The sequence below is a fragment of the Streptomyces sp. NPDC093546 genome, assembly GCF_044765045.1.
Taxonomy (GTDB): Bacteria; Actinomycetota; Actinomycetes; order Streptomycetales; family Streptomycetaceae; genus Streptomyces.
In genome coordinates this window covers 272019-285679 of the sequence record NZ_JBIWJG010000005.1, presented here as the reverse complement: position 1 = coordinate 285679, position 13661 = coordinate 272019, and the positions used below count along the sequence as shown (strand labels likewise).

10 protein-coding genes are annotated in these 13661 nt (G+C 72.0%); 6 read left to right on the top strand and 4 right to left on the bottom strand.

Annotated elements, in window-relative coordinates; translation table 11 throughout:
• The first annotated feature begins 119 nt into the window (after positions 1-119).
• Positions 120-1175: a glycerophosphodiester phosphodiesterase family protein gene (locus ACIRNI_RS13895; RefSeq protein ID WP_403551291.1), complete on the top strand. Its 1056-nt coding sequence runs from the start codon at positions 120-122 to the stop codon at positions 1173-1175.
• 89 nt (positions 1176-1264) lie between these two features.
• A complete protein-coding gene (locus ACIRNI_RS13890; RefSeq protein ID WP_403551619.1) occupies positions 1265-1909 on the top strand; it encodes a superoxide dismutase in 645 nt (214 codons plus the stop codon).
• Positions 1910-2081: 172 nt separating this feature from the next.
• Here ACIRNI_RS13890 and ACIRNI_RS13885 read toward each other — a convergent pair whose 3' ends face one another.
• Positions 2082-2723 carry a DsbA family protein gene (locus tag ACIRNI_RS13885; RefSeq protein WP_403551289.1) on the bottom strand — a complete coding sequence of 214 codons (642 nt, stop codon included), beginning with the start codon at positions 2721-2723 and terminating at the stop codon, positions 2082-2084.
• A gap of 135 nt (positions 2724-2858) precedes the next feature.
• On the opposite strand from ACIRNI_RS13885, the gene pepN reads away from it, so the two are divergent.
• Positions 2859-5414, top strand: a complete 2556-nt coding sequence (pepN, locus tag ACIRNI_RS13880) for an aminopeptidase N (protein ID WP_403551286.1) — start codon at positions 2859-2861, stop codon at positions 5412-5414.
• A 195-nt stretch (positions 5415-5609) separates the two neighbouring features.
• Entirely contained in the window at positions 5610-6602 is a 993-nt protein-coding gene (locus ACIRNI_RS13875) for a hypothetical protein (RefSeq protein WP_403551284.1), read from the top strand.
• A 15-nt stretch (positions 6603-6617) separates the two neighbouring features.
• Here ACIRNI_RS13875 and ACIRNI_RS13870 read toward each other — a convergent pair whose 3' ends face one another.
• The 3 genes from ACIRNI_RS13870 to ACIRNI_RS13860 all read right to left on the bottom strand — a co-directional run bounded on the left by ACIRNI_RS13870 (position 6618) and on the right by ACIRNI_RS13860 (position 9264).
• Positions 6618-7775 (bottom strand): serine hydrolase domain-containing protein, encoded by a 1158-nt coding sequence (locus tag ACIRNI_RS13870; protein ID WP_403551282.1) that lies wholly within the window; start codon positions 7773-7775, stop codon positions 6618-6620.
• A gap of 90 nt (positions 7776-7865) precedes the next feature.
• Positions 7866-8780: a pyridoxamine 5'-phosphate oxidase family protein gene (locus ACIRNI_RS13865; protein ID WP_403551280.1), complete on the bottom strand. Its 915-nt coding sequence runs from the start codon at positions 8778-8780 to the stop codon at positions 7866-7868.
• A 22-nt stretch (positions 8781-8802) separates the two neighbouring features.
• Positions 8803-9264 carry a VOC family protein gene (locus ACIRNI_RS13860; RefSeq protein ID WP_403551278.1) on the bottom strand — a complete coding sequence of 154 codons (462 nt, stop codon included), beginning with the start codon at positions 9262-9264 and terminating at the stop codon, positions 8803-8805.
• Between the two features lie 143 nt (positions 9265-9407).
• Between ACIRNI_RS13860 and ACIRNI_RS13855 the strand changes: the two genes are divergently transcribed.
• Together ACIRNI_RS13855 and ACIRNI_RS13850 are read left to right on the top strand one after the other, a co-directional pair.
• The gene (locus tag ACIRNI_RS13855) at positions 9408-9956 is read left to right on the top strand and encodes a CGNR zinc finger domain-containing protein (RefSeq protein ID WP_403551276.1); all 549 of its coding nucleotides are present in this window, start codon (positions 9408-9410) and stop codon (positions 9954-9956) included.
• Between the two features lie 228 nt (positions 9957-10184).
• Positions 10185-13532 carry a S8 family serine peptidase gene (locus ACIRNI_RS13850; protein WP_403551274.1) on the top strand — a complete coding sequence of 1116 codons (3348 nt, stop codon included), beginning with the start codon at positions 10185-10187 and terminating at the stop codon, positions 13530-13532.
• Positions 13533-13661 lie beyond the last annotated feature (129 nt).

Sequence of the window (13661 nt, the reverse complement as noted above, 5' to 3'; positions counted from 1 at the left end):
TATATGCGAAGGGCCCCGGCGCACCGCGCGCCGGGGCCCTCGGCGTTCCGGTGAAACCCGGCCGTACGGCGGGTGAAGCGGACCGGCCCGCGGGCGGGGGCCGCCTACCGTCCGGCGGTATGAGACGTCGTTCCGTACTCCTCGCCGCGGGCGCCGGCGCCACGGCCGCCCTGTCCGCTCACCCGGCCCGCGCCCATGAGGCGTCCGCGGGCCCCCTGGTCGTCGGCCACCGCGGCGCGGCCGGCTGGCGCCCCGAGCACACCGCCTCCTCGTACGCCTTCGCCGTCCAGTGCGGCGCCGACTGGATCGAACCGGACCTCGTCGCCACCCGCGACCACCACCTCGTCGTGCGCCACGAGAACGAGATCTCGGCCACCACGGACGTCGCCGACCGCCCGGAGTTCGCCGCACGCCGCACCACCAAGACCGTCGACGGGCGGTCCGTGACGGGCTGGTTCACCGAGGACTTCACGCTCGCCGAGCTGAAGACCCTGCGGGCGGTCGAGCGCCTCCCCCTCGTCCGGAACCGGAACACCGTCTTCGACGGGCGTGAGCAGCTGCTGACCTTCCAGGAGGTCGTCGACCTCGCCCGCCGCCTCTCGCGGCGGTACGGCCGGACCGTGGCCGTCTTCCCGGAGACCAAGCACCCGACGTACTTCCGCTCCCTCGGCCTGCCCCTGGAGCCGGTCCTCGCCGAGGCCGTGCGCCGAGGCCGGCTCGGCCCGCGCGAGTGCGTCGTCCAGTCCTTCGAGCCGTCCAGCCTGCTGCGCCTCGCCGGCGAGGAGGGGCTGCGCGTGCCGCTGTGGCAGGCGCTCGGCACCAGCGGCGGCCCGTACGGCCACTCCGCCACGTACGCGGAGATGGCGACACCCGCGGGGCTGCGCGCCATCGCCGCGTACGCGCGGTGGATCGGCCCCGACAAGTCGTCCCTCCTGCCGCCGTCCCCGCTGCTCGCGGACGCGCACGCGGCGGGGCTGCGCGTCGGCGCGTACACCTTCCGCGCCGAGAACCGCTACCTCCCCGCCGACCTGCGGCGCGGCACCGACCCGAACGGCTTCGGGGACGCCTTCGCCGAGTACGCCCGCCATTACGCGCTCGGGGTGGACGCGGTGGTGACCGACTTCCCGGACCTGGCGGTGATCGCCCGGGACGCGCGGCCTAGGACGAAGGGCTGATCAACTTCCGGGCCTTCCTGCTGTTAGCCTGCACTTGCACAGTCTTTGCAATAAGCAGCAGAATGCAGCAGCAGTCGGAGGGCACGGACATGGCGATCTACACACTCCCCGAACTTCCGTACGACTACGCGGAGCTCGAGCCGGTCATCAACCCGCAGATCATCGAGCTGCACCACGACAAGCACCACGCCGCCTACGTCAAAGGCGCGAACGACACCCTCGAGCAGTTGGAGGAGGCGCGCGACAAGGAGCAGTGGGGCGCGATCAACGGCCTGGAGAAGAACCTCGCGTTCCACCTCTCCGGCCACATCCTGCACTCCATCTACTGGCACAACATGACCGGCAAGAAGAACGGCGGCGGTGGCGAGCCGCTGGCGGCCGACGGCGTGGGTGAGCTCGCGGACGCGATCGCCGCGTCCTTCGGCTCCTTCGCCAAGTTCAAGACGCAGCTGTCCAAGGCCGCCGCGACGACGCAGGGCTCGGGCTGGGGCGTCCTCGCGTACGAGCCGGTCAGCGGCCGGCTCATCGTCGAGCAGGTCTACGACCACCAGGGCAACGTCGGCCAGGGCTCGGTGCCGATCCTGGTCTTCGACGCCTGGGAGCACGCCTTCTACCTCCAGTACAAGAACCAGAAGGTGGACTTCATCGAGGCGATGTGGCAGGTCGTCAACTGGCAGGACGTGGCCAAGCGGTACGCCCAGGCCAAGGAGCGCACCCCGCTGATCGCGCCGTGAAGACGTGCCTGTGAAGACGTGTTTGTGAAGTCGTGCCCCTGAACCGGGGCACCGCGCATCGTCCTGCTCGTGATCGTCTTCTCAGCCTTCACCGGGCAGGCGGATGAAGGACGGCCCCCCGCGATGACATGAATCGCGGGGGGCCGTCTGTTGTGTCGCCGTACTGCGGCGGCTACAGGTTGCTGAAGTCGGGGCCGGCGGTCCGGGTCCGCTTGATCTCGTAGAAGCCGGGCGTCGACGCCACCATCAGCGTGCCGTCCCACAGGCGGGCCGCCGCCTCGCCCTGGGGGGCCGGGGTGACGACCGGGCCGAAGAAGGCGATCTGCTCGCCGTCCGCGCCGGGGACCGCGATGACCGGCGTCCCGACGTCCTGGCCGACCTTGTCGATGCCCTCCTTGTGGGAGGCGCGCAGCTCCGTGTCGTACGTGTCCTTGTCGGCGTAGCCCGCGAGGGAGGCCGGCAGCCCGGCGTCCTCCAGAGCGGCCTCCAGGACCGCGCGGTCGGTGGCGTCCTGGCCCTTGTTGTGGAAGCGGGTGCCCATCGCGGTGTAGAGGGGGCCGAGCACGTCGTCGCCGTGCTGCTGCTGGGCGGCTATGGCCACGCGCACCGGGCCCCAGGCCGTCTTGAGCAGCGTCTGGTACTCCTCGGGAAGCTCGTCCATCTTGGGCTCGTTGAGGACGGCGAGGCTCATCACGTGCCAGCGCACGTCCACCGGACGGACCTTCTCCACCTCCAGCATCCAGCGGGACGTCATCCACGCCCAGGGGCACATGGGGTCGAACCAGAAGTCGGCGGTGATCCTGCTCTCGGACATGCGTCTCCTCAACAAACGGGTCGGGTGCGCCTGAGGGGGGCAACACCACCAGGCACCACCGGCATTCCCCATACCGGCCGTCAGTTGCGCATGGGAGGATCACTGCTGTCAGAACGAGCTACGAAGGAGTTGCCCGTGCCCGGTGAGAATCTGTCCCGCGACGAGGCCCGTGAGCGGGCCGAGCTGCTGACCGTCGACGGGTACGAGGTGGCTCTCGACCTGCGGTCCGCGGTCGGGGAGGCCGCCGGCGGCGAGGCGCAGCGGCGGACGTTCCGGTCGGTGACGACGATCCGGTTCCGCTGCGCCGCGCCGGGCGCCGCCACCTTCGCGGACCTGGTCGCCCCGTCCGTGAACGCCGTCACGCTCAACGGCCGCGCGCTGGACCCGGCCGCCGTCTTCGACGGCACGCGGGTCGCGCTGGAAGGCCTGGCCGAGGAGAACGTGCTGGTGGTGGACGCGCAGTGCGCGTACAGCCGGACGGGCGAGGGGATGCACCGCTTCGTCGACCCCGAGGACGGCGAGGTCTACCTCTACACGCAGTACGAGCCGGCGGACGCGCGGCGCGTGTTCGCCAACTTCGAGCAGCCCGACCTCAAGGCGCCCTACCGCTTCGAGGTGACGGCTCCCGAGGGCTGGACGGTGTGGAGCAACGGCGCGGAGGAGTCGCGGGAGGGCGGGGTCTGGCGCTTCGCGGAGACCGCGCCCATCTCGACGTACATCACCTGCGTGGTGGCCGGCCCGTACCACTACGTCACGGACACCTACCGGCGCGGCGACCTGGAGATCCCGCTCGGCGCGATGTGCCGCAAGGGGCTGGCGAAGCACTTCGACGCGGACGACGTCTTCCTCGTCACCAAGCAGGGCTTCGACTTCTTCCACGACAACTTCGACTACCCGTACCCCTTCGGGAAGTACGACCAGGCCTTCGTCCCCGAGTACAACCTCGGCGCGATGGAGAACCCCGGCATGGTGACCTTCCGCGAGGAGTACATCTACCGCGGCAAGGTGACGCGCGCGGCGTACGAGCGGCGGGCCAACGTCATCCTGCACGAGATGGCGCACATGTGGTTCGGCGACCTGGTCACCATGAAGTGGTGGGACGACCTGTGGCTGAAGGAGTCCTTCGCGGACTTCATGGGGTCCTTCTCGCTGGCCGAGGCCACCCGCTTCACCAACAGCTGGGTCACCTTCGCCAACAACCGCAAGGCGTGGGCGTACCGGGCGGACCAGCTGCCCTCCACGCACCCGATCACGGCCGACATCCGTGACCTGGAGGACGCCAAGCTGAACTTCGACGGCATCACGTACGCCAAGGGCGCGGCGGTCCTGAAGCAGCTGGTGGCGTACGCGGGGCGGGAGGCCTTCCTGGAGGGCGCCCGGCGCTACTTCAAGCGGCACGCGTACGGGAACACCGCTCTAGACGACCTGCTGTCGGTGCTGGAGGAGACCTCGGGCCGCGACATGAAGGCGTGGGCGCGGTCCTGGCTGCAGACGTCGGGCGTCAACGTGCTCACGCCGGTCGTGACGTACGACGCCGAGGGCAGGGTCGCGGAGCTCGCGGTGGAGCAGGAGGGCGCTGAACTGCGCCCGCACCGCGCGGCCGTGGGCCTGTACCGGGCGGAGGGCGGCGAGCTGGTGCGGTACGCCCGCGCGGAGGTGGACATCACCGGCGCGCGCACGGTGGTGGCGGAGCTCGTGGGCGCCGAGCGCCCGGCGCTGGTGCTGGTCAACGACGAGGACCTGACGTACGCCAAGGTGCGCTTCGACGAGGGCTCGCTGGACACCCTGCGCGAGCACCTCGGCGACATCACGGACCCCCTGGCGCGGGCGCTGTGCTGGTCGGCGCTGTGGAACCTGACGCGGGACGCGCTGCTGCCCGCGCGGGACTTCGTGGCGCTGGTGCTGCGCTTCGCGGGGCGCGAGTCGGACATCGGTGTGCTGCAGATGCTGCACGCCTGGGCGCAGTCGACGCTGACGCACTACGCCGCCCCGGCGTGGCGCGAGGAGGGCGGCCGGCTGGTCTCGGAGGGTGCGCTGCGCGAGCTGCGGGCGGCGGAGCCGGGCAGTGAGCACCAGCTGACGTGGGCGCGGTTCTTCGCGGCGACGGCGAGCGGGGACGCGGACTTCGCGCTGCTGGAGGAGCTGCTGGACGGTTCGGCCAAGATCGACGGGCTGGACGTGGACCAGGAGCTGCGCTGGGCGTTCCTGGGACCGCTGGCCGCGCACGGCCGCGCCGACGAGAGCGTGATCAACGCCGAGCTGGCGCGCGACGACACGGCGTCGGGCAAGCGCCACCAGGTGCGGTGCCTGGCGGCCCGCCCGTCTCAGGCGGTCAAGGCGCAGGCGTGGGCGCAGGTCGTCGAGTCGGACGCGCTGTCGAACGCGCTGGTGGAGGCGACGATCGCGGGCTTCGTCCAGCCGTCGCAGCGGGCGCTGATCGCGCCGTACGCGCCGCAGTACTTCGACGCGATCGAGCGTGTGTGGCGGGAGCGGTCCATCCAGATCGGCATGGACGTGGTGCGGGGCCTGTTCCCGTCGCTCCAGGACGACCCGTCGACGCTGGAGGCGACGGACGCCTGGCTCGCCTCCCACGAGGAGGCCGCCCCGGCTCTGCGCCGCCTGGTCCTGGAGGCCCGCGACGACCTGGCGCGCGCGCTGCGCGCGCAGGAGTGCGACGCGGCGGCGGGCTGACGCCCCGGAGGTGCCGCCCGAGGCTCCGGTGGGGCCCGGCTGCCCGGCCGGCACCTCCGACCTGGGGGCTTGCCGGCAGTCGGGAGCCCCTGATCGGCAATCGAACGCCCGTACTTTAGGACGGGGTTGTCCCGGATTGTCGACGGACTTGTAACAACGGTTAGCCGGAGGGGAGTTGGCGGGAAGTTCCGGGGCATGACGAACACCCCGCTCTCCCCCCGTCCTCTCTCCGGCTCCTCCGACGTACGGCAGCGCGTGCTGTCCGCCGCGCAGCTGCGGGCCCGGGGCGTGTCCACCGCCGAGGCCGGCGCGCACTGCCGCGCCGGCGGCCCCTGGCAGCAGGTGCTGCCGGGCGTGTACCTGCTGCGCCCCGGGCAGCCGACCAGCGAGGAGCGGCTGCACGCCGCGCTGCTGTACGCCGAGCGCCGGCCCGGCGGCGGGGGCGACGCGATGATCACCGGGCTGGCGGCGCTGGCGCTGTACCGGTTCGCCGCCGCGCCGCCGCTGCCCGCGCTGGACCACATCGACGTGCTGGTGCCGCGCACGCGGCGGCTGCGGTCCACCGGGTGCGTGCGCATCGTGCGCGCGTCGGCGGACCCGCCGGTGGCGCGGGAGGTGACGGGCCTGCCGGTCGCCCCGGTGGCCCGTGCCCTCGCGGACGCCGTCGCGCACATCGCCGACGCCCACACGGTGCGCCGGCTGCTGACCGAGGCCGTGCGGGGCGGGCACTGCGAACCGTCCGCCGTCGCACGGGAGATGAAGCGCGCCCGGCTGCTGACCCGGCCGCACGTGGTGGACGCCGTCGACGCGCTGCTCGCCGACGGGCGGGCGCCGGCCGAGGAGCGGCTGTACGAGATGGTGCGTGTCCACCGGTTGCCCGACCCGCTGTGGAACGTGGACCTCCGGCTGCCCGGCGGCCCACACCTCGGCGGCGTGGACGCCTACTGGCCGGACCACGCCGTGGCCGTGGAGCTCGACACCCGCTCGCCCCGCCAGGACGACGACAGCACGTGGACCGCGTACACGCGCAAGCGCGAGCACCTGGAGCGGCTCGGCGTCACCGTCGTCCACCTCACGCCCCGCAAGCTGCGCGACGCGCTGGAGCAGCAGGCGGTCGTGGTGCGTACGGCCCTGATGGCGGCCGGGGACCGGGCCCCGGCCGCGTACATCGTGGTGCAGCCCAGGTGAGGGCCCGCCGGCACGTCAGCCGCAGAACTCGGCTTCGACGATCTTCTGCGTGTCGCCGGCCCAGTCGCCGTTGACGTTCAGCGCCAGCGAGTGCCGCCCGTCCCGGGTGGCGACCATGTTCGAACCGGAGCCGTGGATGCCGCCGCCGTGGCCCCACACCTCCTTGCCACAGCTCAGCTTCTCCACCATCACCCCGAGGCCGTAGCGGGCGGACGGCATCTCCTCACCGACCGGAACGGTGGTGGTCAGCTCCTTCATCTGCGCCGGCGGCAGCAGCTTCCCCTTCAGCAGCGCCCGTACGAAGCGCTGGAGGTCGGCGGAGTCGGAGACCATCTCGCCGGCCGCCCACGCCAGCGAGGGGTTCAGCTCGGTGACGTCGTGGATCGGCGCCTCCCCCTGCCCCGGTGTGAGAGTGGAATAGGCACGGCCGCTGGGCTTCGGCATCCGCGCGTCCGTGCCGGGCAGGGACGTGGCGCGCAGCTTGAGCGGCTTGACGATGCGGCGCTCGATCTCCTTTCCGTACGGCCGTCCGGTCACCTTCTCGATGACCATGCCGGCGACGATGTAGTTGGTGTTGGAGTACGCCCAGTCCGTGCCGGGCGCGAAGTCGGGCCGGTGGCCCATCGCGATGCCCACCAGTTGCCGCGGCGTCCAGGTGTCGTAGCGGTGCTCGAGGAAACCGGTGCCGAAGACCCGCTGCTGGAACTCCGCGTCGGCGGTGTAGTTCGAGATGCCACTGGTGTGGTTGAGCAGCTGGCGGAGGGTGATCTTCCGGCCGTCGTGGCCGTTGCCGCGCACGACGCCGGGCAGCCACTGCTCCACGGTGTCGTCGAGGTCCAGTCTGCCCTCCGCCTCCAGCTGCAGGACGACGGTGGCGACGAAGGTCTTGGTGATGGAGCCGACGCGGTAGCGGTCGTTCGGGTGGCGTTCGCGGCCGGTGTCGCGGTCGGCGACCCCGGCGGTGCCGTTCCAGACGCCGTCGCGGCCCTGCGCCTGGGCGAGCACGCCGGGCACGCCCTCCCGTACGAGGGCCTCGACGGCCGCCTGGGTCCTCTCGTGCCCCCCGGTGCTGCGGTCGGTGCGGTCGGTGGCGGCCGCCGGGACGGTGAAGGCGGTGGAGGCGAGAGCCGCCGCCACGATCGCCGCCGTCAGGGCCGTCTTCCGTATCGCCATGTGCGTTCCCCTCGCTGTTCGAGTGCGGTCGGTGGAGGGGACCGCGCCGGGGCGGGGGGAGTTGCCCGGGGCCGCCGGGTTGAGCGGCTTTCAGCCTTCCTTGATCACCGGCGGGTTGTGGGGCGAGTACTCCGGCACCGCCGACCACCGCAGCGGGCTCGCGCCCTGGTGCTCCAGGACCCCGTCGACGGTGAAGCGGATGGTGCGGTCGGTACGGCCGGTGGCGGTGAAACCGGTGCGCGCGGTGCCGGTGAGCTGGAGCGTGGTGCCGGTGGCCCAGTCGAGGAACAGCAGTCCGGCGCGGGCGTCGGCCTCCAGGTTGCCGAGGGTGAGGAACATGGCGTTGCCCGGGTAGTCCTGCCAGGCGAGCTCGGTGGGCGAGGTGACCTGGACGAAGCCGGGGTTGCCGCCCCGGTGGCTCGCGTCGGCGCCGTGCCCGGGCGCGACGGTGGCGATGAAGAAGGTGTCGGCGGCGCGGACGAACCCCTGCTGCGCGGGGGTGAGCCGGTCACCCCGCTGTACGGCGCCAGGGCGGGCCGCCGCGCCGTCCTCGGGCGCGTACAGCTCCCGCTTCTGGAGGTACTTGGGGCAGTTCGAGAAGACCTGCCGCGCGGCGATGGCCAGGCCGGACGCGCCGGGCCGGGCCGTCCCGTTGAGCCGCATCCGGCGCCGGCTGCGCGGGTCCAGGGCGATCGTGCCGACGGGGGTGTCCGCGGCGCGGGCCAGCGTGGCGGCGAGCGGGTCGCCGGCCGACACGCCCCCGGCCACCGCCACCGAGCGCGGCCCCGTGGCCCGGACGAAACCGGGCGCGCCGGTGAGCAGGGAGCTCCAGACGCGGCCGCCCTCGTCCTGCGCGCCGAGCACCAGCATGGGCTGGAGTTCCAGGAAGGCCGCGGCGACCGGGCGGATGCCGGGGCCGATGGAGCGGCCGACGTGGTCGGCGAGGTCGCGGACGCCGACGCGGGTCTGCACGGCGAGCGATCCCTCGTGGTAGGGGCGTGACATGGGCGACTGCCTCCTCAGCCTCCTAGAAGAAACCGCAGGTCGGGGCGGCGGCGTTCGGTGCGGGCGCCTCCTCGGCGCCGGTGGGGGCGTAGATCTCCAGGCGGGTGCCGTCGGGGTCGTGGAAGAAGATCCCGCCGGAGGCCGCGCCCTCGCGGTGCGCGACGACCCCGTCGTACGCGAACGTCACGTCGAGTGACCGGAGTTCGGTCTCGACGGCCCGGACCTCGTCCATGGTGTCGACCTCGAAGGCGAGGTGGTGCAGGCCGGCGCGGGCGGGGGCGTAGGAGTCGTCGGCCTGCTGCCAGAGGGCGAGGGCGAGCCGGCCGTCCCGGCCGAGGAGGGCGAAGCGCCGGCCGTCCTCCTTGCCCTCGACGAGGACGTCGAAGCCGAGGACGTCTCCGTAGAAGGCGAGGGAGCGGGGGAGGTCGGTGACGTTGATGCCGACGTGGCCGGTACGGAGCGTGCTGATGGTGGTCGCCGTCATGGCGGTGCCCCTTTCCTGGGCGAGCATCTAACCAGTGAGCAGCACATTAACGGTTAGGCCGCTCGTCCCGCAACCACTCACGTACGATTAAGGGGTTAGCCGCACCGGCCAGGCGGCGAGAAGCAGCGAAAGGGAGCTCGCAGATGCCCGCACCGGACCCGCGTCCGCTCGTCGGCGAACCCCTCTCCCTGGACCTGCTCAACACCCGCTGGGTCCACGACGGCGCGGCCCTGGACCTGCTGACCGGCCCCGAGGGACTGGCCGTCTGGCTGGCGGCCAACGGGCTCGACACCGACGCCCGCTTCCGCGCCGACGCGCCCACCCTGGAGCGCACCCTCGCCGCCCGCGACGCGCTCGCCGCCGCCGTCGACCGGCCCGGCGACACCGCCGCGGCCGCCGCCGTCAACGAGGTCCTCGGACACGGCCGGATCCGCGCCCTGCTCACCGCGGAAGGCCCCGCCGAGGAGGCGGAGTTCGCCGACCCCTCCTGGGGCCCCGGCTGGCTCGCCGCCCGCGACTACCTGGACCTGCTGCGCACCGCACCCGACCGGATCCGCGCCTGCGCGCACGAGGCGTGCGTCCTGCACTTCTTCGACACCTCGCGCAACGGCACCCGGCGCTGGTGCTCCATGGCGGTGTGCGGCAACCGCGCGAAGGCGTCCCGCCACTACGCGCGCACCAAGGACAGTTGAGCGCTCAGCCATTGAATACTCAGCCGTTGAAGGCTCAGCCGAACAGCCTGCAGCAACCGGGGAATTGACCCGGTTTCTCCCCGCTGGCGTATCGGCGCCGGTGGCGGATGTACGCCAAGACCCGCATCCCGCCCCCGGCGCCCTCCACAAACCCCTGTCTCGTGCGTAAGGGTGAGCGGTCATCCGGCACCACATACCGGACCGTCTCTTTCACCAACAGGGATGCAGATGACCACCCTCGAATCCCAGAGCTCCATACCAGGGAGCTCGACCCCCGGCCACAGACGGACGGCTCGGCGCACCGCCCGCGTCGTCGCCGCCGCCGGCCTGGTGGCCGCGCTGGTCGCGGCCGGCACCGCCCCGGTGTTCGCCGCCGACGACCCGGCGGGCACCCCGGCGGGCACGGCCCCGGCCAAGTCGGGTGCCTCCTCCGCCGCCGACGCGAAGCTCGGCGCCGCCGACGCCGAGCGGCTGGCCGAGGCGGAGGCCCAGGGCGACCGGACCGTCACCGTCATGGTGGCCACGGCCCCCGGCCAGACCGAGCAGGTCGCCCGGCAGCTCGACGGCGTCGACGGCGCCACGATCGGCACGACGTACGACAAGCTCGGCTACGTCCGGGCCACGCTGCCCACCGCGAAGGCGAAGTCCGCGCTCACCGCGGCCGCCAAGCTGTCCTCGGTGCAGGGCATCGACCTCCAGTACGAGATCGCGCTGGAGGACCCGTCGCCGGACGCGGGCACCGTCGGGGAGGGCGGCGCCACGACCGGTTCGACGGCCACCACGTACCCCGGTCCCGACGCGCGGACGCCGGCGAAGAACCCGTACAACCCGTCCTTCGAGACCGGCGCGGTGGACTTCGTCAAGAAGTACCCGAAGGCCGACGGCCGCGGCGTGACCATCGGCATCCTGGACTCCGGCGTGGACCTGGGCCACCCGGCGCTGCAGAAGACCACCACCGGCGAGCGCAAGATCGTCGACTGGGTGACCGCCACCCACCCCGTCACCGACGGGGACGGCACCTGGCGGCCCATGAACAACCCGGCGGTGGCCGGCCCGACGTTCACCGCCGACGGCCGCACCTGGACGGCGCCCGAAGGCTCGTACCGCTACCGCGACTTCAAGGAAGCCGCCACCAAGGGTGGCGACATGAACGGCGACCTGAACCGCGACGGCGACACCACCGACGTGTGGGGCGTGCTGTACGACGCGGCCGCCGGCACCGTCCGCGTCGACCTGAACGGCAACAACGACTTCACCGACGACGTAGCGATGAAGCCGTACAAGGACGGGTTCCAGGTCGGCTACTTCGGCACGGACAAGCCGGAGACCGACGTCGTCGAGCGCATCCCGTTCGTGGTCGAGATCCGCAAGGACGTCGTCTACAACGCCAACAAGGACAAGGCCGACTTCGTCAACATCGGCGTCGTCAACTCCGACCACGGCTCGCACGTCGCCGGCATCACCGCCGCCCACGGCCTGTTCGGCGGGAAGATGAACGGCGCCGCGCCCGGCGCCAAGCTCGTCTCCTCGCGCGCCTGCACCTGGTCCGGCGGCTGCACCAACACCGCCCTGACCGAGGGCATGGCGGACCTGGTCGTCAACCGCGGTGTCGACATCGTCAACATGTCGATCGGCGGACTGCCGGCGCTCAACTCCGGTGACAACGCGCGCGCCGCGCTCTACGGCCGCCTCATCGACACCTACGGCGTCCAGCTGGTCATCTCGGCCGGCAACTCCGGCCCGGGCCTGAACACCATCGGCGACCCCGGCCTGGCCGACAAGGTCGTCTCGGTCGGCGCCGCGATCTCCAAGGAGACGTGGGCCGCCAACTACGCCTCGGTCGTCGAGAAGAAGTACGCCATGTTCCCCTTCTCCTCGCGCGGCCCGCGTGAGGACGGCGGCCTCACCCCGACGATCTCCGCGCCCGGCTCGGCGATCAACACCATCCCGACCTGGATGGCGGGCGCGGGCGTCCCGGAGACCTCCTACAAGCTGCCCGCCGGCTACGGCATGCTCAACGGCACCTCGATGTCGTCGCCGCAGGCGGCCGGCGCGAGCGCGCTGCTGATCTCCGCCGCCAAGCAGCGGAAGGTGGAGCTGTCCCCGCTATCCCTGCGCACCGCGCTCACCAGCACCGCGAACCGCATCTCCGGTGTCGCGGCGCACGAGCAGGGCGCCGGTCTGATCGACGTCGTCGACGCCTGGGAGTCCATCGAGGACGGGGCCACCGCGCACGAGTACACGGTCGCCGCGCCCGTCGACACGGCGCTGGAGCAGGAGCTGAAGAAGCCCGGCACCGGCATCTACGACCGTGAGGGCGGCCTGAAGGCCGGCCAGAAGAAGGTCTACGACGTCACCATCACGCGCACGACCGGCCCGGACCGGCCGATCGAGCACGAGCTGGACCTGAAGTACAACGACGGCACCTTCCGCATCCTCGGCGACGACGAGGTGGACCTGCCGCTGAACAAGCCCGTCACCGTCAAGGTGCAGGCCAAGCCGGGCTCCGCGGGCGTGCACAGCGCCATCCTGGAGGCCGACGACGAGGACACCGAGGGCGTCGACAAGCAGATCCTCGCCACCGTCGTCGTCGCGCACGACCTGGCCGCGCCGAGCGCGTACGCGTACAGCGCGACCGGCACCGTGCAGCGCAACAGCCACAAGTCCTACTTCGTCACCGTGCCGAAGGGCGCCAAGGCGCTGGAGGTCGCGCTCGGCGGGCTGAAGGAGAAGAGCCAGACCCGGTTCATCGCCATCCACCCGTACGGCGTGCCCGTCGACACCACCGCGTCCAACGCGTGCTACCCGCACTACAACCCGGCGAACACGTGCCGCCCCGACGCGCGCTCGTACGCCGACCCGACGCCGGGCGTCTGGGAGATCGAGGTCGAGGCGCGGCGCACGTCGCCGGACCTGGACAACCCGTACAAGCTGGACGTGTCCCTGCTGGGTGCGGCCTTCGACCCGGCGGTGCGGACCGTGCCCGAGGCGAAGATCGGCACGCCGGCCGCGGTGGACTGGAAGGTCACCAACGGCTTCGCCGCGATCGACGGCACGCTGAAGGGCGGCCCGCTCGGCTCCGCGAAGGTCGCCACGCCGAGCATCGCCAACCACGCCACGCAGACCAGCACGGTCACCATCGGTGAGGGCGTCGACCGCCTCGACATCGCCATCGGCAACACGTCCGACAAGGCGGCCGACCTGGACCTGACCGTCTCGCGGGACGGCGTGGAGGTCGGCTCGTCGGCGGACGGCGACTCGGAGGAGTCCGTCTCCCTGATCAAGCCGGCCGCCGGTACGTACACGATCGAGGTCATCGGCTACGAGATCCCGGCCGGTACGACCACGTACGACTACAAGGACGTGTACTTCTCGTCCGCGCTCGGCACGGTCAAGGTCGACGCCTCCAAGCCGGTCAAGCTGGCGACGGGCGCGTCGGCGCAGGTCGCGGCCGAGGTGCTGGTGAACGGCGAGGCCCCCGAGGGCCGGCAGTTCTTCGGCGAGGTGTCGCTGGTCACGGCGCGCGGCACGGCCGCGGGCAGCGGCAGCGTCATGATCGGCAAGGTCACGCCGTAGCACTGGGCACACGGTGAGTAGGGGCGGGCGTCCGGTTCGGGCGCCCGCCCTCCCTCGTCCCCGGGCGTGCTGCTTCTCACGTCGCGGACAATGAATTGGACAAGCCCGGTCAGGTGATACGCATCATGG